The following is a 20,600-nucleotide window of genomic DNA, read 5'->3' as shown; positions in this document are numbered from 1 at the left end:
GAGCCCTGTTACTAGTTACACTTGAGCCTGGAGCAACGTGTTCATCATACTCTGCACCACCGACATGACGTGGGCGTTGGCGGCGTAGGCATTCTGGAGCTGGATCAGGTTCGACATCTCCGAGTCCAGATTGACGCTGGAGGTCGAGTTGAACTTGGCCTGCAGCGTCGAGACCACGACGCTCTGACCCTGCTGGAGCTGGGTCGCCTGGGTCGCGGCATTGCCCTGAACGCTCAGGAACTGCTGGAGATAGTTCGAAACACTGCCGGTGAAGGGCTGGCTCGCCGAGCCGAGACCGCTCTGCGGCGAATAGGAGAACACCGCCGAGGTGAGTTGCGAATAGAGAAAGTCGGAGCGCGTGGTGTCGCCCGCGGGCGTCACCGGCGAGGTGTTGTAGACCGACAGCCTGGTCGGGTCGGTCGTCAGCTGCGTGTTCACGGCGATGCGCCCGGCAAGTCCGGTCATCTGCGAACCCGATGCGGTGATCGCGCCGGTGTAGAGCGCCTGCCCGCCGTCGGTGAACAGCGGCAATTGCGGATTGCCCGAGGTCAGCGACGAGATCGTCTTGGTGATCGAGGACGAATTGACCTTGGCGAGGCCGGTGTTGTCGTCGGTCACCCGCAGTGTGGTGGCCGTCGCCGGCGACGGCGCGGCGGCGAACGACAGATGCGAGCTGGAAAGCGCGGTGTTGAGCGCCGAGGCGATCGCGCCCATGCCGCCGGAGAAGTTCACTCCGATCTGCATCGGATTGGCGTTGGTCGCGTTCTGGAGCGGCAGCGCCGCCGGATCGGTCACGTTGACCAGCGTGATCTGGCGCTGCGTGTTGGTGCTCGTGTCCGTGTAGGTGATGTTGACGCTGTTGCCCGGCGCTGCCCCGGCGAGGTCGAGATCGAACCCGGCCGGCGGACCGGACACCGTGCTGCCGGCCGTGGTCTTGTCCGACAGCGCGCTCGACATCGTCGCGGCGAGCTGGTCGATCTGGTTCTGCGCCTGCACCAGCGTCTGGTCGCGCAGCTTGAGATCGGCCGCGATCTGGCCCGAAGAGACCACGTTGTTGGCGACGACGTCGACCTGCGCGCCGTTCGGGAGCTTGATATTGAACGCCCCCACACCGGACTTGGCCGGATCGATGTTGTAGAGCGAGGTCGCCGACAGCGCGCCGGCAGAAGCAAAGGTGAATTGCGAGGCGAGCCCGGCGCCGACCAGCTGGATGCCGGTGGTGGTGTAGATGTTGGCCTGGTTCGAACCGTCGGTGGTGACGCGGACGTCGACATATTTCGACAGATTGTTGATGGCCTGGTCGCGCTGGTCCATCAGCGTCGCAGCCGAGGGGTCGGTTGCCGGCAGGCCCTGGAGCCTGGTGTTGATGTCGGCGATCTGCTGCATCGACGCGTTGGCAGCTAGCGCCGAGGTGCCGAGATCCTGCTCGACATTGGAGCGCAGCGACTGGATGCCCTTGGTGGTGAGGTTGAGCTGCTGCGCCAGCGTCTGCGCCGCACCGAGAGCGACCGTTTGCGCCGACGACGAGCCCGCGCTGGTCGACAGCGCCTGCAATGCCGTGGTGAAATTGTTCAGCGCGGTTTCGAGCGTGCCGCTGTTGCCGGGCGTGCCATAGACATTCTGAAGCTGTTTCAGGATGTTGGCCATCTGGTCGGCGTAGCCGCTGCCGCCGGTCTCGGTGCGCAGCTGGTTCTGCACATAGGTGTCGAGCTCGCGGCTGACGCCGGTCGTCATCGCCGTCGAGCCGAAGTCGCCGGTGGTGACCTCGATCTGGTTCGGCTTCTGGACGACGTAACCCGGCGTCTGCGAGTTGGCGACGTTCGAGGAAACGATCGAGAGCGCGGCCTGGTTGGCACGCAGACCGCTCATCGCACTGGCGAGGGCTGAACTCAAACCCATGTTGACTTGCCGCCTTTGGTTACGTCACGCGCCAATCAGCGCAACACGTTCAGGAGGTCCTGCACCATCGAATTCGCCGTCGTGATCACCTTGGTGTTGGCCGAATAGGCCTGCTGGGTCACGATCAGCTTGGTGAATTCGTCGGCGATGTCGGTGTTCGAGCCTTCCAGCGACGAGCCGCTGATGGTGCCCGACGCGCCGTCGATCGCCGGCCCCGACTGTTCGGTCGCAGCGTAAGCGCCGCCGTCGAGGGCCTTGAGGTAATTGGTGCCGTTGAAGTGCGACAACGCTACCTGTGCAAGGGCGAGGTTCTGGCCGTTGGAGAAGGTTCCGACCACGAGGCCGTTGTTGTTGACGGCGACGGAGCGGAGCTGACCCGCGGCGTAGCCGTTCTGGGTGATGGTGTTGATGGTCACCGCGCCGCTGGTGCTGGCATATTGCGTCAGCCCGCCCGAGGAGATGTTGAAGGAGACGGAGCCGAGCGACTGCCCGCTGACGCTGACGTTGTTGATGGTGATGCCCGAGCCGCTCGGCGAGGTCAGCGAGCCGTCGGAGGCAAAGGTGAAGGCCTGGCCGGTGTTGACCCAGCCGACCGTCGTGCCGGTCGCATTCGGGTCGGTCTGGTAGAACATGTTCCAGGTGTCGGCATGGCCCGCACCCAGCGAGGCGCTGTCGGACTTGGCCCAGCGCAATTGCAGGTTCACCGGCGTGCCGGCGGCGTTGTAGGCGGTCACCGCGCCACCACTGATCGATTCCTTGGTGAAGGTCGCGATGTCGTTGCCGACCACGCCGCCCGTGCCGGCGGTGCCGCCGCCATCGCGGTTCTTGGTGATGGTCGAGGTGAAGCCGAGCGCGGCGAAGGCCGCACTGTTGGAGCTGGCTACCGACAGGTTGGAGACGGTGCCGGTGTTCAGCGTGATCACGCCGCCGGTGCTGACCGCAGACCCCGACGCACCGGAGAGAGCGTCGATCTTGCCGAGCAAGGTCGTGATGTTGTCGGTGATGTTGATCTGGTTCGCGCCCGATGCGCCCGACGTCATGAAGGTCAGCGTCTGACCGTCGACCGTGATGGTGTCGCCGGCCGCAAAGCCCGACGAGAGCACCTGGGCGCCGCCGGCCGACGCCGCGCCGCTCAGCACCGTGGAGCCCGAGATCGCGGGCGACGACAGCACGTTGCCGCCACGCGTCACGCTGCTGATGCCGAGCGCGGTGGCTGCCGTGCCGCTGTTGACCGCCACGTCGGTTCCGATGCCGCTCGATATCTGGATATTGCCGGTGGCGCTCAGCGACGCCGTGACGCCGGCACCGCCGGCGGTCTGGATCGCTTGCAGGATGTCGGCCACCGTGGCCGTCGTGCCCGCGCCGAGACCGATGGTGGTGTTGCTGCCGACCGTCGCAACGGTGGTGCCGCCGTTGAAGGTAACCGTGTTGCCGTTGATGGTCAGCGTCTGGCCGCCGAGCGCTGTGAGGATGCTGGAGGCGAGATGCGTGCCCACGGCATTATCAAGGGAGGTGGTGGTCGAGGCCACCGCGGACGAGTTGTTCTGGAGCGCAACCGTGCCCGTCCCCGTGGTCGACGAGTAAGCGGAGCGGATGTTACCCGTGGCGGCCGCACCGGCAGCCGTCGCGTTGGCATAGGGGGCGGGCGGTGTGCCCACGGGCAGCGGGTTGGCTGAGAAGTCCGACGGATTGAGTCCGCCAGCCGCCAGCAGCGTGCCGGTCGACGCCGTCGTGCTCGCCACCGTGTTCGGCTGGGTCGGCAGGTTCGCCGCGTACTGGATCGAGGTGGTCGCCTGCGCCGGGATGAAGTTGTTCTGGAATTTCAGGACCGTCGCCACGTTGCCCTGCGGGTTGCCGGTCTTCGGGTCGACCGTGACGCCCATCAGATAGTAGCCGGCGCCATTGACCAGATTGCCATTGGCATTGAGCTGGAAGTCGCCGCGCCTCGTGTAATAGGTGACGCCGCTGAACACCGGCACGTTGTCGACGATGCCGGTTGCCTTCTGGATCGAGAAGAAGCCGTCGCCGGTGATCGCCATGTTGGTGGCGACGGTGGAGCCCGAAATCGTGCCCTGCGTGGTGATGGTGGCCTTGGCGTTGGCCGTCACGCCGCCGGCGACCTGCTTGCTCGGCACCGAGGAGTCCGGAATGAGATCGACGAAGCTGGTCCCGATGCCCTTGTAACCGGTGGTGGATGAGTTCGCGATGTTGCCGGAAATGTTCTGCAGCGCGTAGGACTGCGCCTGCAGGCCACCCACCGAGGTGTTCATTGCATCGAAGATACCCATAACTTTGTCTCCAGATCCGATCTCGGCGGCCGGTCGACCATGGCCGCAGTCGGAGGAGACTGTCGCAAGGGCTATGCCAATGCGGGTTTTCTCAGGAAATCAATGACTTAAATAGGAATGCCCCGATCGAATGACCGGGGCACAATTGCCGGGCCGGCAACAATTGCCGGGATCTCATAGCGTTTTCGAGCGAAGTGGCACCCGGTTCGCGTGAAGAAAACGCGTCAATCAAAGAGCCTTCACGTCGCCGATGCAGCAGCGGGGTGGAACACCATCCCGAACCCGTCGATGCAGTAGCGCAATCCGGTCGGCTTCGGACCGTCGTCGAAGACGTGGCCGAGATGGCCGCCGCAACGGCGGCAATGCACTTCGGTGCGAAGCATGCCGAAAGTACGGTCCTCGGTCTTGCCGACATTGCCCTCGATCGGCTGGTAGAAGCTCGGCCAGCCGGTGCCGCTCTCGAATTTGGTGTCGGACGCAAACAGCGCCAGGTCGCAGCCGGCGCAGGCGAAGACGCCCTTGCGATGCTCCTTGAGCAACGGGCTGGAGCCCGGCCGCTCGGTGCCCTCCTTGCGCAGGATCTCATATTGCTGCGGCGTGAGCTGGGCACGCCACTCGGCGTCCGTCTTCTCGATCTCGAATTTTTGCGCGGCCTTCTCACCGGCTTCCGCGGGCGATGCTCTGAGCCAGCGGAAGGCCGCAAGGCCGAACAGGCCGGCGACAGTCGTCAACAGGATGCGGCGGTCAAACATCTCATTCTCCGTACGCAGGAAGTCCACGCTCTGAGATACGGGCTCTAACGGCCGACGTTACACTTCCGGGCGGAATTCTTCTCAACTTATTGCGAGACGCCCCCGTCTTGCGAGGCCGGTTCCAACGCCTCGGCCGGAGGTTTCGGCGGCTGGGCCAGCCGCGGCCTGACGCCCGGCGGCGGGCGGCGCGGACCGGTGCCGGCGGCCCGGTTGGCTTCGGCGAGGCGCGCCTCGCGTTCCCGGTCCTTGACCCGCGCCCGTTCACGGTAGCGGGCGAGCGAGCCTGCGGTAGCGGAACTCGCCCTGCTCCAGATCCCGACCATCTGGCCCGCGACGCGGCCGGTCGCGCCGCCCGCCCAGACCAGCTCGAACGGCGAGAACAGCCGCCAGCGCTCGTCGCCCAACAGAATGCTGCGCGCGATCATCTGCCCGGCCATGGCCGAGGTGTTCATGCCCTGGCGGCCGAACCCGCTCGCCACCCACAGGCCTTTGCGCAACTGGCCGATCTGCGGCATGCCGTGCACGGTCTGGCCAGTGGCGCCGCCGAATGTTTCGGTGATTTCGACATTGCCGAGTTGGGGGAAGATGGATCGGACCCGCCGCCTGACGGCGCCCGCAAAGCGTTGCGGTCGCGCCGCCCAGGTGGTCTCCGGGCTCTCCCACATCAGGCGGTCGCCATCGACGATCCGGAAATGGTCGACGCCATCGGAATCCATCACCGATCCCTTGAAGGCGATGATCTCGTGCACGCGCTCGCCGAGCGGCGCGGTGATTCCGGCATAGCGCCAGACCGGCAGCAGCGTTTCCGACAGGCGCCGCAGCGGCGCACCGAGATGGATGTTGCCGGCGAGCACGATGTGGGTGGCGCGCAGCCGCGCCGAGGGCGTGACGATGCGCTTGCGGATGCCGGAATGATCGATGCTGACGACCGGCGTGTCCTCGAAGATGCGCGCTCCGGCCCGCCGCGCCAGCGCCGCGAGGCCGTGCACATATTTGCGGCCGTCGAGCTGGAACGCCCGCGGATAGTACACCCCGTGGAAATAGCGATCGGTCTTGAGCACCTCGCGGACGCGGTCGGCCTGCCAGCCCTCGACCTCGGTGTCGAAATCCCCGGCGAGCATCTGCAACCGGCTGATCAGCCGGTCGCCGGCATCGACGTTGGAGACCTCCAGCACGCCGTCGCTCGGGCCGATCCCCGGCATGTTCGCTTCCTTAGCGTTGGCCCGGACAAACTCGGCCCCCTCCTTCGACAACGTCCACAATTCCCGCGCGTCCTCGAAACCGATGCGCTCGATCAGCTCGGTGAGCGGCAGCGCGAATCCCGGCATCACGGTGCCGAGCTGGTTGCCCGAGGCGTTCCAGCCGATATGGCGGCCCTCGAGCACCGCGACGCTGGCCCCGAGCCGGGCCGCCTCCAGCGCGATGGAGAGCCCGGCAAGCCCGGCCCCGATGACGCAGATGTCCGCATCGAGCTCGAACGACAGCCGCGCGCGGTCGCGAAAGCCGGCTTCTTCCTGGGACACGCTTGTGAAAGTCTCGTTCATGTTGTTTTCTTAGAGCATGATCCGGAAAAGTGTGCAGCGGTTTTCCGAAAAGATCATGCTCAAGACAATAATTTGAAGCGCGATGATCATTTGTCCCAATCTCATTGCGCTTTAAAGGACTGAGCGGCCGCTTGTCACCTTGTCCTCGACCAGCGCCTGTAGATTATCCTGGTCGCGTAACGATTCGAGAATGCCATGCGCCGTTTACTGCTGCTGCGTCACGCCAAGACCGAGATCGACGCGCCGAGCGGCCGTGACCGGGATCGCCGTCTCGACGACCGCGGCCAACGGGATTCCGCGCAGCTCGGCGACTGGATCGCCGCCCATCCGCCGTTCCCCGAGGCCGTGCTGGTGTCGCATGCCGTCCGGGCCCGGCAGACCTGGGACATCGTCTGGGAGGCGATGAAGGACCGCGTCGCGGCGCCGCAGGTCGAAATCCTGTCGGAACTCTACGGCGCCGATCCCGCGCAGATCCTGGAGACCATTCGCACCGCAACCGTCCTGGCCGACCCTAAGCAGTTGCTGCTGGTCGGGCACAATCCGGGCATGCATGAGGTCGCCTTGATGCTGATGGGTGGCGGCGATCCGGCCGGCGCCAAGGCGATCGCCGACAACCTGCCCACCGCAGGGCTTGCTATCTTCGATTTTGACGTCAAGGATTGGGGCGATGTGGCCTACCGCCGCGGCAAACTGGTGCAGTTCGTCAGCCCAAAGCTGCTTCGTTAGCTTAAGGCTGCTTCGATCGGAATGAGACGCGCGGGCGCCGTCTCGACCGTTTGATCCAGCCTGGTCAAAAGAACTTCCTGACCGGAAGATTGGAGGCGTAGATGTTCAAGTCCATCCTCGTGCCCATCGATCTCGCCGACACCGATCTGGCCAAGCCGGCGATCGCGACCGCGGCAACGCTGTCGCAGACCTGGAGCGGCGTGGTGCGCCTGCTCAACGTGCTGCCGATGACGCCGGTGATGCTGGCCGAATACGTGCCGGCCGATTTCGACGAACAGCAGCGCCAGGCCTCGGAAGAAGCCCTCGCCATCGTCGCGCGCGAATCCGGCATCGAGGCTTCCCGCATCTCCAGCGTGGTGCGGCAGGGCGGCATCTACCACGAAATCCTGGAGGAAGCCGTGCACATGAAGGCCGAGCTGATCGTGATGACCTCGCACCGGCCGGCGATGCGCACCTATTTCCTCGGCTCCAACGCCGGGCACGTCGTGCGTTACGCGAAATGCTCGGTGCTGGTGGTCAGGCACTGAGTGTTGCGGCGAAACTCGTCGTTGCGAACAGCGGCAGCCTGGATGCTTCGACGCTTCCATCGCGACGAGCTAGGGGGCGAAAGCCTGAGCAGCAGGCATCCGCCAAGTAGATGTCCGCGAGGAGCGCGTCAAGGCAAACCGCGAGATACACCAGCGGCTCTTCGACCTTGCGGTCGAGATCGCGCAACTATCCGTGGATCTTCATGGGCCGCGTATGCGATGCGGCGCTCGCCCGTAACGCCATGGGACGTGCGCTGCGCGCTAACAAGGCCAGCGATGGACGCGTGCGTAGCATCGGGGTTTGCGAGCAGCTCGGGCTGAAGCGTTTCACGCCGCATGATCTGCGCCGATCAGCGGCCAGCCTGATAGGCAGCATCGGCATCAGCGCACCACCGTCTCGCTCTGCCTCGATCACACCACCAAGAATCTCAAAAGCGCGAGCCGCCGTGGATCGATCCGGGGCCGTGTTACGTTAGGATAAGCGGGCTGAGGCGCGCGCAGAGCGGAATGCACGGTTGAGCATTCTAGCCTGCCGGGAGTACTAGTTCGTTCGGATCATGCGGTCCTGGAACGTGCCCAGCAGCGACCACTCCCGCCGCTCCGAGTACATGCTTTTCTTGGTCATCGAAAAAGATGTGAGCACCGATCGCCTTCAAAATCGGTGACTTCGGGTGGCCGCCGACAAAATGAGCCTCGTCGGCTGGAGTCCCCCAAGCCCTGAGCGTGCGGATTACACGCTCATGAGCAGGTGCGTTTCGCGCCGTTACAAGTGCGATTCGCACTTTGCTGACATTTCCCTCGTCGAGAAATACTCGGCGCAAGGCCGACAACTTATGAAGGAATTTGCCGAACGGACCACGTGCCATTGGGTTGCTCGCGTTCGCAATCTCATGCGTCAGAAAAGCCTCGAGCCCCTGCTCTTTGTAAATCATGTCGGACTTCGCATCAAACACCACTGCATCGCCATCAAATGCGACGCGGACCTCGCCGGCTGGTGTTTCGACCCTGTCCGTGGGCGGCACGCCAAGTCGCGCAGCCGCTGCACCTCCTGCAACAGCTCCTTTGACGTCTGCATCCATATTAGAGAGGAACAGATCAATGCCTCAAGCAGGCACAAAGTCCGACAGTGAGCGCCCGCTCGTGAAACTGCCGGTCTTTACGGAAAGGCCGTAGTGATCAATCGACTTAAAGGCTCGCAGAGAAAGATCGGGCGAGTTTTGAGACAGTAGAATCACTTCAACGTACGGGGCCGATTCGGGTTCATTCAAGGCGAGAAGCCGCTCCACAACTTCAAAGCCAGTACCCTTACGGAGAATTTCGTCCTCACGGTCTAGTTGCATTGCAGCATATGCCTTTACACCCTCCTCCTCGAAAACGCGGTGCTCCTCCTCTAAATCGAAGAGCGCACGGGTCGAGATGCCGATGCGTAGCGGGCTAGACCTTAAGGTGTCCGCAGGACTGTCAACCACTTGGGTATCTTCTAAGGTCAACGACGGTTTAGAGGTCACCACTGACCCCGCCCCCTCCCCGGAATTAGCTCTGCCGATTTCAGCTTTCATTAGAGTTCTACCAGTCCTCGACCTAATCCCGACCTCTGTACATTGCAACTCTTACGGGCGTTGAGTAAAGCTTCAGTTTTGTTTGTGCAAATGGAGAGACTTGGTGGAGGAAAGCTCGGGGGCGAGGAAAGACGATTTAAAGCTGCGGCTAGATGATCTCTATCGGATGACATCGTTTATCTACCACGATGCAAATATGGGACGGAGCCGTGAAGCGACTTTGCTGCACTTCGTCGAGGTCTGCGGCATGCTGACCCTTCTTGATCGGAAGAAGAAGCGTGATCGCGTAGACTTTCCAGGGGCGCTTTGCAAAGCGCTGGGTTGGTACTTTCCTTTGCTGGCCAAAATGGGTGTGGAGAGCGTCGAGCGCCTAATTTTTACCAAGTATCCGCAAGTGTGCCCTTATTGTCGGAAGGCACCGCATGTCGAACAGCAGTGTAAGCTGGTCAAGGGCACTGAAGGGGTATTGTCGCACGAGCAAGTTCGTGAACTTACAGAAGCTAATTGGGGATCTCGCCCCACCGGTTTGAATGACTGGCAGCAGATGTTCGATGCGATTTATCCGCGGTCCCTTAATGCTGCGGGCGGATTCAGCACCATTGCCCTTTTGGAGGAACTCGGCGAACTAGCTGAAGCAGTTCGCGTGTTCGACCGTTACCCACATTATTTTTATGGAGAGGCTGCGGACGTCTTCTCTTATCTTATGGGATTGGCCAACGAATACGCGCTCCAATGCTCGGAGCGCGAGGAAACGTTCAATTATGAACTTGAGTTTCTATCGCGGTATCCCGGACTTTGCATTGCCTGCGGAGCCCGAGTTTGCATTTGTCCGACGGTGCCGCTGGCTACCGTAGGCCGAATGGCGAAGGAAATGCCGCTCAGCGTTTCTCGCATTTCGGACGCGGATCGTTTCGACGCCGCTGGTCGTGAAACGGCTGAGAAAGTCCTAGAGAGCGTTGGCCGAGTACCTGCGCTCGCAAAGCACTTGCCCTACGACCGCGGTGACATGAATTCGGTGCTGACTCAACTCTCATTCCGATTGGCTCATGCGCTGGAGGCGGACCACAAGGAGACCGCCGATCGATTACTCGCCTTAGCGATCGAGTTGGGCCGCGAGAAGCGTCAGAGTGGGACGCTCGCACATCCTATCACCGTCCACGTTCTTGACGTACTCAAGGAAGCATGGCTCAAGGCCGATCCTGTCGTACAGCAATCGATCGAGAGTGAACAACCGGCCCTTGGTAAACTTACCCATTTTCTAGAGACTCGGATTCTAGTCGTTACTGCTAATCCTCGGGGGCAGAATAATCAGGCAATCCGTCTCGATAAGGAGATTAGTACGATCCGCCAGCGGGTCAGGCTTGGGACTGTACGCGACCGGATTCATATCGAGACGGTGACGGCAGCTACGGTTGATAGTCTGCGCGTGGAACTGTTGTCGAACAGCTACGACATCATACACTTCGCAGGACACGCCGACGCCGACGGGCTAGAGCTGTTGGGAGAAGACGGTGTCCACAATCTTCCGTTTGATGCTTTTGGAAATATGCTGGCGGGCCAAGAGAGCTTGAAATGCGTGGTCATAAATGCGTGTAGCGCGATGCAAGGGATTAGCACGGCATTTGCACCGCTCGTGATCGCCATGGTCGACGTCATCGAAGACGATGAGGCGCTGGTGTTTGCAAAAGGATTTTACGATGCGATTGCCGCCGGCCAAAGCCCGGCGAAGGCCTACGATATCTCAGTTACGGCACTCGAATCCGAGGGCTTTGATCCGCACCTGGTGGCAAAGCTGGTGCGTGAAGGATGATTAACTCGCGGCCTAACGCAACAGCCCTCCAAATTTCCCGGCGTCATTGGTGGTCCAGAACTTCCTGCAGATAGCTTTCGTGCCGCAACAGGCGTTAGGCCGAACTTGCCGGCGTAACGGATCACATCACCAGCATGTTTGCGCACAATTTTGATCAGCGGACTTATGCTGAGCCGCAATACTTGGTCCGCCGCAAAACCCCAGATGTCGCTTCGCTCATCCGGGCTTCACGCGCTTGCGTTTCCGTCGGGCAAAACACCAAGATATCGGTCAATGCACATCCACTAAAATATTCCACTTTACCGAAATTCGGAAACGGCGTATGTCTCGCCTCACTCCGGCCCAAGGAAGGGGCGTATCGCGATCGTCACGAACGCGGGCCGGACGGCGGCGGACGCTGATAACATCGGCGCGAACGGCTTAGCAGGGCGGGCAACCGTGAGCAAAGGCCTCGTGCACACGACCGGTGTGATCGGCGTACGGCAAAATCGTGTGGTCCTGGCGCCCGGGGTCTGTGCGCCAAGTGTTGCGGTGATGTGGCGGCCCGACCGGGTCCGCACATCAGCCATCCGCAAGGCGACGGGGGTAATAGTGCATCGCTCCCCGAGGAGAGCACGGCATAAGCCGTAAAACCGCTGCGCAGGGAAGGCCGGTTGTTTGGCTTCACCTGTATGCCGCTGTGCAATTTTCTTACGACAACTTCGCACAGTGGACCGCGGGTGCCAGCCGGCACCCGGTCTTCCCTGCGCCCTCTTTCTTGAGAGGGCAAGGCGACGAAGCAAAGCTCGGGCGAAACAAGCCGCGAGGATGAACAGCTATGTCTATCGATGAGCAACGGTCTCGTGCCCGGACGCAGCGCAGCGCTACTTCAGCGGTGCGCTGCAGAGCCGGGGCCCATGCGTCAGCGAGTGCAGTTGGCCTTTGGGTCCCGGCTCTGCGCCGCAACGCTTGCGCGCTGCGTCGCGTCCGGGACACGAGAGAGCGTCCTACAAATACCGCGTCAGTTCGGCTTTGACCTGGCCGTAGACCGCGTCCTCGATCTGGCTGCGCGTGATCCCGATGTCGCGTAGCGCGCGGTCGTCGAGCTCGTTCAGTGTCTTGACGGCGGAGCGGTGCTCCAGGCGCTCGAACAGCGCATAGGCGCCGTCGGCGAGAGTGCGGAAGAATCCGCCCGTCGAGGATGAGCGTAAACTCCGCCCGGCAGTCTGCGAGATCGTGGTCATTGTCCTTCTCCGGCCTATGGTCCACGCGGCGAAGCGGATGCCGTTGGCGCACGCGCTTGAGCGCCTGCACCTGATCTGCCGTCGGATTGCTCTCGCTCTCCTCGGCTCAATCGTGGACCTTGATGGAACTTAAATGCTCCAGTACACTACTCGGAGCAAGTGAAACATTGCTCTCGGTGCAATAATGTCCAAGTTCGAATACGTGAAGCTTGCCGATGCCATTGCTCTCGATATCTCTAACGGCACGTTAAGACCCGGCGACCGGCTGCCGCCGCAGCGCAATTTTGCCTATGACCGTGGCATCGCGGTCTCGACCGCGAGCCGGGTTTATACGGAGCTTTTGCGCCGCGGGCTTGCCGTCGGCGAGGTCGGACGCGGCACCTTCATCTCCGGCGACGTCAGGCGCGAAGTCGAGACGTTGAGCGAGCCGCGCGAGGCGCGGATCGACTTCGAGGTCAATTACCCGCTGCTGCCGCAGCAATGGGCGATGATCGCGAAGAGCCTTGCGGGGCTGGAGCGCGTCGACGCGCTCGAATCCGCATTGCGCGTCTCCACCAGTACCGGCACCAAGAGTGCGCGCAATGCAGCCGCCGCCTATCTCGCGCGCAAGGATTTTGCGCCGCAGGCCGAGCAGATCGTCTTCACCGCCAACGGCAAGCAATCGCTCGCGGCTGCGCTCGCAGCCCTCGTCCCCACCGGCGGCCGCTGCGGCGTCGAGGCGCTGACCTATCCTTACGTCAAGAGCATCGCCGCGCGGCTCGGCGTGACGCTGGTCCCGATTCCGATGGACGAATTCGGCGCGCGTCCAGACGCCATCCAGAAGGCGCATCGCGAGGCCCATCTGTCGGCGCTGTATCTCCAGCCCATCATCCAGAATCCACTCGGCGTCACCATGAACGCGACACGGCGCGCCGATATCATGCGCGTCGCCGAAAAGCTCGACCTCACCATCATCGAGGACGCCGTCTACGGCTTCCTGGCCGACGACACGCCGCTTGCGGCACTCGGGCCCGACCGCTGCATCGTGCTCGACAGTCTGTCCAAGAAGGTCGCGCCGGGCCTTGCGCTCGGCATCCTGGTCGCGCCGCCGCACTTGCGCGAAAGCGTGATGAGCGCAGTGCGGACCGGCGGCTGGATCGCCTCCGGCCATGCGCTGGCGGCGGGGCACCGCCTAATGGCCGACGGCACCGTCGCCGAGCTGACGCGGCTGAAACGCATCGACGCCGCGCGCCGCCAGCAGACCGCGGCAAGGCTGCTGGCCGGCTATCAGCTCGCCGCCGATCCCCGTTCCTATCATCTCTGGCTGACGCTGCCGGCACACTGGCGCTCGCAGACCTTCGTCGCCGCAGCAGCCCGGCGCGGCATCGCGCTGACGCCGTCCTCGACATTCGCGATCGCCCATGGCCATGCACCGAATGCGGTCCGGCTCGCGCTTGCCCCGCCCTCGTTCGAGCAGCTCGATTCCGGCCTGCGCACGATCGTGTCGCTGCTCGGCACCAAGGAAGAGGATTTTGACTCGACCGAATAGCTAAAGCGCAAGGATCTCGAGCCTGCTCAGGCTTCCGGCCATTCCGCGATGAAGCCTCTCGCCTTGTACGGCTCGATCTTATCCCATTCGTGCAGCATGCGGCGGCGAAATTCCGTGTCGGTGTGCCAGAGCGCGCGCGGCGTCGCAAAGCTGTCGACGGTGAGCAACATCTTCTCGACCTCCGGCCAATGCCGGTGCAGCGTCATCGGATAACGCCGCGCGGTCCACGTATTGCCGAGGCAAATCACGCTCCGGATATTGTCCACCCCCAGCGCGGCCTCGATGATCGGCAGCGAGAAAATCACGTTCTCGCCGGTGTTCATCGCACGATGCTCCTCGAGGATACGGTCTGCCGGAATGCCCGCCTCGGCCATCGCCGCCCTGATGATGGTGCACTCGGATTGCTCCGAGCCTGGCGTCACGCCGCCGCTGACAATCGACCAGCGGAACAGGCCCTCGCGCCACAGCCGCGCGGCGGTGTCGGCGCGTAGCGCGACATCCTCGCGAGTTCCGAACATGAACAAGAGGTCGGCCGGCCGGAGCGGCGTATCGATCAGATGCGCGCGGTTGATCTCGGAGATCTCATCCGCCGAAGGCCTACGCGTGCTGCGATCCATGGCTGACATGGCCCGCACGATGCGACACCCGCGCAGGCGCGCGAAGTCACGTTTGATTGCGGCCGATTGCACCTAGGGCAGCAAAGCCATTCAGGGCAGCAAGGCCTTGTCTAGGGCAGCAAGGCCTTGGGCACATGATCGAAGCTGTAGCTCTGCGGCTTGTTGCACCGCACGAAGCCGCCGACCTGCCAGGCGAACAGTGCGGCAAAGCCGATGATGAACAGCGCGCCGGCGAATTCGCCGATCATGAGTGCGCGGATCAGGAGCCCCGTCATCGCGACCGTTAGCACCGCCAGAAACGCCAGCACCGCGGCAAAGGTCCTGCGGCCGAGACCTGCGGTCAATTCGGCGCGGCTGCCGGCCTTCGCCATTCGCGCGTGCAACTCGACGACGAACGCGCGGAAACCGTGGTCCTGCGGCGCCATCAGGGCCGCGGTCTGCCAGCTCGTCGACAGGATCGCGATGCGGCCGCCGCCGGTGTGGCTGACATCGGCGCGAAAGCGGTGCTGCTGCATCGACACGGGGCGGAACGACAGCCGGATTGCACTGATCTCGTCGTAACGCCACAGGCCCGAACGGCCGCCGATGTGCCAGGACAGCCGCTCGTCCGTCAGCTCGAAGCGATGCGCCGAACCGATCAGCGACGCCTTGTAGGCATAGCTCGCGCCCGCAGCCGCTTCGGCTCCCGAATCCTGCATGTTCACATCAATCCAATCCGCGTGGTCCCGCCTGCGATCCGCTTGCGCGATCGCCCTGCCCCATCCTACAAGCGAGACATGGCTGAGACGATTTTTTTTCCGCGCCGCCTGATTCTCGGCGCCGCCGTGATCTCCGGCGTGCTGCTGGCGCTCGCCGTGCACATGCTGGGCGCGCGCTACGGGCTCGACCTCGGCGGCCTCTGGCACTCCGACACGCATGAGTTCATACCGGCGGGCGCGGCGATCGCCTGGTGGCTGATCGCCTCCGTCGGCTTCTCCGGCGGCTATTTCACGGCGACATTGATGCAGAGCGCCGTCTCCGGCCAGATCCCGCAACGGATGCGGCAATTCCTGATCGCGGTCGGCGTGCTGCTGCTGGCGGGTGCGGGCCAGGTGGCCTCGGCGCCGAGCGCGATCCCGACGGTCTCGGGCGTGCTGGCCGGGCTTGCTGCGCTGGGCCTCGGTGCCGTGATGGCGTTCTGCGGCGCGCATTTCGCGCTCCACCGCGGCTAGAGCATGATCCGGAAAAGTGCGCAGCGGCTTTCCGACGAGATCATGCTCAAACAACAGACTATCACGCCGACGCGCGCATCTGCGGCCGGTTCAGCATGATCGCGACATCGCAGGCGGGCCGCGGCTTGCTGAATAGATAGCCCTGCGCCTGGGTGCAGCCTTCGCGCCGGAGCAGCTCGAGCTGGGCGTCGTTCTCGACGCCTTCCGCGGTGGTGACGATGCCGAGGCTCCGCCCCAGCCCGGTCACGGCGCGGATGATCGCCATGGAATCCTCGCGGGTCGCGAGTTCCGACACGAAGGAGCGGTCGATCTTGATCTTGTCGAAGGGGAAGCTGCGCAGATAGCTCAGCGACGAATAGCCGGTGCCGAAATCGTCGAGCGAGATGCGCACGCCCATGGCGCGGAGCTCATGCAGCGTGGTCAGCGTCGCCTCGCTGTTCTGGAGCAGTACGGATTCGGTGATCTCAAGCTCGAGCCGGCGCGCATCGAGTCCCGAAGCGGCCAGCGCCGCGGTGACGGACGCGATCAGGTTCGGATTCTTGAACTGCACCGGTGACAGGTTGACGGCAACGTCGACATCGTCGGGCCAGGTGGCCGCGTCGGCGCAGGCGGAGCGCAGCACGAACTCGCCGAGCTGGATGATCAGTCCGGTCTCCTCGGCCAGCGGAATGAAGTTGAGGGGCGCGATCAGGCCGCGCTGCGGATGGTTCCAGCGCAGCAGCGCCTCGAAGGCGACGACGCGACCGCTGGCGACGTCGCGGATCGGCTGATAATACGCCTCGAACTCGTCGCGTTGCACCGCGGCGCGCAGGTCCATCTCCAGCAGGCGCCGCGCCTGCGCGCGCGCATCCATGCCGGTCTCGAAGAACCGATATGTGCCGCGGCCGTCCGCCTTGGCGCGATACAATGCGAGGTCGGCATTCTTCAACAGCTCGTCCGGATTGCTGCCGTCCTGCGGCGACAGCGAGATGCCGATCGAGACGCCGATGACGATCTGATGATCGTCGATCTCGTAAGGCGCCGAAATCACCTCGACGAGGCGGCCGGCAAGGGATCGTGCCGCAGTTTCCTCGGAACGTCCGATCTGGACCACGGCGAACTCGTCGCCACCGAGTCGCGCGACGGTGTCGCTCTCGCCGACGGTGGCCTTCAGCCTGCGGCCGACCTCCTTGAGCAACGCATCGCCGATGGGATGGCCGAGCGAGTCGTTGATGTCCTTGAAGTGATCGAGATCGAGACAAAGCACCGCAAGCTGGTCGCCCGATCGGGTCCGGCGCAGTCCCTGCACGAGCTGGTCGTGGAACAGCACGCGGTTCGGCAGACTGGTCAGCGCGTCATGACGGGCCATGTGCGATATCTTGGCCTGGGCCTCCAGCCATTCGGTGATGTCCTCGAAGGTCGCGACCCAGCCGCCGCCCTGCATCGGCTGGTTGACGACCCGGATGGACCGGCCGAACCTGGTCGCGACGTCGGTCGTGGTGCGGCTCTCGCGCGCATCGGCGACAAGGCGCGCGAAGAACTCGCCCGCATCGCCCTGCCACTGACCCTTGGCCTGCTCCTCCCGCAGCACGTCGACCAGCAGGCGGCCCGTGAGCAGGATGTCGGTGCGGCCGAGCATGGCGGCATAGCGCTCGTTGAACAGGATGATCTTGCCGTCCGCGTCGAACATGCACAGTCCCTGCGACATGTTCTCGAGCGCCGTGTCCAGCACGATTTGCTGCCGGCCCAGTTCGCCCTTGGCGCGGCGGTCGAGCAACGCGGCTACGAGCGCAATCGCGATGATCGCGACCGCGGCGCCCGCGGTGAGGAAGGACAACGAGGCCGGCGGGATCGATAACCCGCTGATCGCGAGCGTCGGATCCGGCGTCAGCACAGCCGCGCCCATTGCGGTGAAATGATGCGCGACGATGGCGACCGTCAGCAGGGTGGTCGCGCTCAGCGCATGGAAGAGGTCGTCGCGCCGCGCGGCGACGAACAGCGCGAGAGCTGCAAAGGCAACTCCGAACAGCACCGAGACGGTAACCGTGCTTCCGATCCAGTCGACGCGTGCCGGCATCTCCAGCGCCGCCATGCCGGTGTAATGCATCGTCGCGACCCCGGCGCCGACGATGGCACCGCCGAGCACGATCCACGGGGCGCGCGAGGACGATACCGCGATGCTCAGCCCCACGAACGTCACGGAGATCGCGAAGATCAGCGAAAGGATCGTCACCGGGATGTTGTAGGCGCCGGCGCCGCCCGGCCCGTAGGCGAGCATCGCGATGAAATGCGTCGCCCAGATGCCGCATCCGCTGACGGCGGCATCCAGGGCGATCCAGACCAGACGCCCGGGGCCGTGCGTCGCGCGCGCCCTGTGAAACAGACTGATCGCCGCCGCGCTTGCGAGCAGGCACACCGCGCCGCCAAGCGCGACCAGCCGCCAGTCGTGCTCCTCGGTGAGACAGTAGAGAACTTGATACATTGCGGGCCCCTATCGACCCGCACTTGAACCGACAGAGATGGACAGTCGGTAACCGGCTACGTGCCTGTTTCGGAAATGGTGAACGGAAGATGTGTTCGTTTACTCGGATTGATCATCCGCGCGGAGGCGCGCCGAAGCCGATCACGGCGGCGGCGAGCAGCAGCACGGCCGCGGACACGACCAGCGACAGATGCAGGCCCGTCATGAACGCCCCCTCCGAGGCCACCAGCGAGCCGAACAGGGCGACGCCGAGGACGCTGCCGGTCTGCCGCGTCGCGTTCAGGACTCCCGCGGCGATGCCGGAGCGCGCCTTCTCGACGCTGCCCAGCAAGGTCGAGGTCAGCGGCGGCACCAGCAGCCCAAGTCCGCCGCTGATCGCGATCATCTGCGCAAAGATCGCCCAATAGCTCGTGCCGGCTTCGATCCGGAGCAGGCCGAGGCAACCAAGCGCCGAGACGCAGGCGCCGACGACGATGGTCGGGCATGAGCCGATACGCTCGGCGAGGCGCGGCGCCAGCAGATTGACCGGCAGCACCGCCCCCATCATCGGCACGAAGGCGAGACCGGTCCACCATGCCGACAGCCCGTTGATCCTCTGGAAATACAGGCTAAGCACGAAGATCAGGCCGTAGATCGCAATGTTGACGAGCAGGCCGACGAGCGCGGTCAGCGCGAACAGCCGATGGCCGAACAGCGACAGCGGCAGCATCGGCTGCGCTGCGCGGCTCTCGCGCCAGACGAAGAGCACGGCGAGAATTGCGGCTGCGACAAAGGCTGCGATCACGGCTGGATGCCCCCAACCAAGCGCGCCGCCTTCGATGATCGCGCCGGCGAGTGCCCCCAGCGCACCGATCGCGGCAAGCTGGCCGGGCAGATCGATCTCGCGCGAGCGCGACCGCGTGGTTTCGGCGGCATAGCGCCAGCTCAGCCACAGGCCGGTCAGCCCGATCGGCAGATTGACCAGGAAGATCGCGCGCCAGCCGACCAGTGTGATCAGCGCGCCGCCGACGAAGGGACCGGCCGTGAGCGCGAGGCTCGCGCCGGCGGCCCAGATCGCAACGGCGCGGCCGCGCTGCCGGTCGTCCGGATAGGCATGGCTGAGCAGCGCCAGAGAATTCGGCACCAGGATCGCTGCCGCCAGCCCCTGGACCAGCCGCGCTGCGATCAGCACGGTCGCATTGGGCGACAGCGCGCAGGCGAGCGAGGCTGCGGTGAAGATAGCGAAGCCCGCCATGAAGACGCGCTTGGCGCCGATCCGGTCACCGAGCGCGCCGGCGGTCAGGATGAAGGCAGCAAACGCGATGGTGTAGGCGCTGACCACCCATTGCAACTCGGCGACGCCGCCGCCGAGCGTCTTGCCCATCGCATCGAGCGCGGTGTTGACGATGGTGACGTCGAGCTGCACCACGCCATAACCAAGGCTCATCGCGGCAAGGGTGAGGGAAGTCGCAAGATGCGAGCCGGCATGCGACGCGCCGGCCCCGAAGGCTTCGTATCTGATGGTGCTTACTCGCATGCTGCCACCTCGGTTGCAGCCCCATGCGAAACATATGCTTCCAGCCCGCCGTCATGTTTCGACAACGATCGAATTATGGATGCGTAACGTGCGAGCGTCGCGCGGATGACCGCGCGACGCTCTATCCTTGGCTACGCCTGGTCCTAGCTCGCCGCGCGCAAGTTCACCTTGCTCTCGGCGAGCGTGGTCAGCTTCTTGTCGGTCGCCTTCTCCTCTTCCAACGTCTTGGCGAGTACGCTGGCGCAGTCCGTGCGGCCGAGTTGCTTGGCCCAGGCGATCAGGCTGCCGTAGCGGACGATCTCGTAATGCTCCGCGGCCTGTGCCGCGTTGATCAGCGCGGCGTCGAGCACCGCCTTGTCGGCGACTTCGCCTGCAGTCTCGTCGGCTTCCTCGATGATGCCGTCGATCGCGGGGCAGTCGACCGCCTTTACCTCCGCACCGTGCATCTTGAACACTTCCTCGAGGCGCTTGACGTGCTGCTTGGTTTCTTCGAGGTGCGTCAAAAAGCCCTGCTTCAGCTGCGGATCCGTCGCCTTATCTGCCATTTTCGGCAGCGCCTTGGTGAGCTGCTGCTCGGCGTAATAGATGTCCTGGAGCTGGTGCACGAACAGGTCGTTCATGGTCTTGATGTCTTTTGTGAACAGTCCCATCGGTCCGATCCTCTCGGTTTTTTGGAACACGGAGGCATCGGCTTGCGCGAAAGCCGCCTGTTCCGCCATGTTCAATTGCTGATGGGACGCTAACCGGCGCACGGCATTGACGTTCCAAAAAAGCCCGCATCCCTCGCGCTGGAACAATGCCGGCCGTGCAGGATCCGAAACCATGTCAGATAGGGACGCGATCGGGCCCACGACTCATATGCTTAACGCGCCTCCGATGTGAACCGCGTATGACAAAAGTAGCGTGTCCAGCGCAGAACCTATCGTTGTCAAGGGCTGC

At 63.8% G+C, this 20,600-nt stretch carries 16 protein-coding genes and 1 pseudogene; 5 read left to right on the top strand and 12 right to left on the bottom strand.

The features are described from left to right. Nucleotides 1-15: 15 nt before the first annotated feature. The 4 genes from flgK to IVB27_RS29320 all read right to left on the bottom strand — a co-directional run bounded on the left by flgK (nucleotide 16) and on the right by IVB27_RS29320 (nucleotide 6,483). On the bottom strand, nucleotides 16-1,899 hold the full coding sequence (gene flgK / locus IVB27_RS29335; protein WP_247446394.1) for a flagellar hook-associated protein FlgK: 1,884 nt from the start codon (nucleotides 1,897-1,899) through the stop codon (nucleotides 16-18). Nucleotides 1,900-1,934: 35 nt separating this feature from the next. Further along, a complete protein-coding gene (locus tag IVB27_RS29330) occupies nucleotides 1,935-4,187 on the bottom strand; it encodes a flagellar hook-basal body complex protein (protein WP_247446393.1) in 2,253 nt (750 codons plus the stop codon). Nucleotides 4,188-4,426: 239 nt separating this feature from the next. Further along, a complete protein-coding gene (gene msrB / locus IVB27_RS29325) occupies nucleotides 4,427-4,939 on the bottom strand; it encodes a peptide-methionine (R)-S-oxide reductase MsrB (protein WP_247352003.1) in 513 nt (170 codons plus the stop codon). 86 nt (nucleotides 4,940-5,025) lie between these two features. After that, nucleotides 5,026-6,483, bottom strand: a complete 1,458-nt coding sequence (locus tag IVB27_RS29320) for an NAD(P)/FAD-dependent oxidoreductase (protein ID WP_247446392.1) — start codon at nucleotides 6,481-6,483, stop codon at nucleotides 5,026-5,028. Between the two features lie 195 nt (nucleotides 6,484-6,678). Between IVB27_RS29320 and IVB27_RS29315 the strand changes: the two genes are divergently transcribed. Further along, nucleotides 6,679-7,209, top strand: a complete 531-nt coding sequence (locus IVB27_RS29315) for a SixA phosphatase family protein (RefSeq protein WP_247446391.1) — start codon at nucleotides 6,679-6,681, stop codon at nucleotides 7,207-7,209. A gap of 101 nt (nucleotides 7,210-7,310) precedes the next feature. Next, nucleotides 7,311-7,736, top strand: a complete 426-nt coding sequence (locus tag IVB27_RS29310; protein ID WP_247352010.1) for a universal stress protein — start codon at nucleotides 7,311-7,313, stop codon at nucleotides 7,734-7,736. Here IVB27_RS29310 and IVB27_RS29305 read toward each other — a convergent pair. After that, nucleotides 7,726-7,923 (bottom strand): hypothetical protein, encoded by a 198-nt coding sequence (locus tag IVB27_RS29305; protein ID WP_247446390.1) that lies wholly within the window; start codon nucleotides 7,921-7,923, stop codon nucleotides 7,726-7,728. The two genes, IVB27_RS29310 and IVB27_RS29305, sit on opposite strands and share 11 nt — an antisense overlap. Nucleotides 7,924-8,260: 337 nt before the next feature. Then, a pseudogene (locus IVB27_RS29300) lies at nucleotides 8,261-9,295 on the bottom strand (5'-nucleotidase). A gap of 103 nt (nucleotides 9,296-9,398) precedes the next feature. Between IVB27_RS29300 and IVB27_RS43390 the strand changes: the two are divergent. After that, nucleotides 9,399-11,105: a CHAT domain-containing protein gene (locus IVB27_RS43390; protein ID WP_247446389.1), complete on the top strand. Its 1,707-nt coding sequence runs from the start codon at nucleotides 9,399-9,401 to the stop codon at nucleotides 11,103-11,105. A 986-nt stretch (nucleotides 11,106-12,091) separates the two neighbouring features. Here IVB27_RS43390 and IVB27_RS29290 read toward each other — a convergent pair. Continuing rightward, entirely contained in the window at nucleotides 12,092-12,328 is a 237-nt protein-coding gene (locus IVB27_RS29290) for a DUF1127 domain-containing protein (protein WP_247446388.1), read from the bottom strand. A 184-nt stretch (nucleotides 12,329-12,512) separates the two neighbouring features. On the opposite strand from IVB27_RS29290, the gene IVB27_RS29285 reads away from it, so the two are divergent. Beyond that, nucleotides 12,513-13,856 (top strand): aminotransferase-like domain-containing protein, encoded by a 1,344-nt coding sequence (locus IVB27_RS29285; RefSeq protein ID WP_247446387.1) that lies wholly within the window; start codon nucleotides 12,513-12,515, stop codon nucleotides 13,854-13,856. A gap of 26 nt (nucleotides 13,857-13,882) precedes the next feature. Here the strand turns inward: IVB27_RS29285 and IVB27_RS29280 are convergent, their stop codons facing one another. Both IVB27_RS29280 and IVB27_RS29275 read right to left on the bottom strand, forming a co-directional pair. Then, entirely contained in the window at nucleotides 13,883-14,482 is a 600-nt protein-coding gene (locus IVB27_RS29280) for a YdcF family protein (protein WP_247446386.1), read from the bottom strand. Nucleotides 14,483-14,583: 101 nt separating this feature from the next. Continuing rightward, nucleotides 14,584-15,171 carry a hypothetical protein gene (locus IVB27_RS29275; RefSeq protein WP_247446385.1) on the bottom strand — a complete coding sequence of 196 codons (588 nt, stop codon included), beginning with the start codon at nucleotides 15,169-15,171 and terminating at the stop codon, nucleotides 14,584-14,586. Between the two features lie 78 nt (nucleotides 15,172-15,249). On the opposite strand from IVB27_RS29275, the gene IVB27_RS29270 reads away from it, so the two are divergent. Then, nucleotides 15,250-15,684 (top strand): hypothetical protein, encoded by a 435-nt coding sequence (locus IVB27_RS29270; protein WP_247446384.1) that lies wholly within the window; start codon nucleotides 15,250-15,252, stop codon nucleotides 15,682-15,684. 61 nt (nucleotides 15,685-15,745) lie between these two features. Here IVB27_RS29270 and IVB27_RS29265 read toward each other — a convergent pair whose 3' ends face one another. The 3 genes from IVB27_RS29265 to IVB27_RS29255 form a co-directional block, all read right to left on the bottom strand. Continuing rightward, nucleotides 15,746-18,145: a bifunctional diguanylate cyclase/phosphodiesterase gene (locus IVB27_RS29265; RefSeq protein ID WP_247446383.1), complete on the bottom strand. Its 2,400-nt coding sequence runs from the start codon at nucleotides 18,143-18,145 to the stop codon at nucleotides 15,746-15,748. A gap of 112 nt (nucleotides 18,146-18,257) precedes the next feature. After that, complete coding sequence (locus IVB27_RS29260; protein WP_247446381.1) at nucleotides 18,258-19,661, bottom strand: MFS transporter; 1,404 nt, start codon at nucleotides 19,659-19,661, stop codon at nucleotides 18,258-18,260. 143 nt (nucleotides 19,662-19,804) lie between these two features. Then, nucleotides 19,805-20,311, bottom strand: a complete 507-nt coding sequence (locus IVB27_RS29255) for a YciE/YciF ferroxidase family protein (RefSeq protein WP_247352026.1) — start codon at nucleotides 20,309-20,311, stop codon at nucleotides 19,805-19,807. Nucleotides 20,312-20,600: the final 289 nt, after the last annotated feature.

Origin of the sequence: Bradyrhizobium sp. 197, from assembly GCF_023073375.1 — a bacterium.
GTDB lineage: Bacteria > Pseudomonadota > Alphaproteobacteria > Rhizobiales > Xanthobacteraceae > Bradyrhizobium.
Note: the sequence above shows the minus strand (reverse complement) of the source record. Positions and strands in the feature narration are given on the sequence as shown.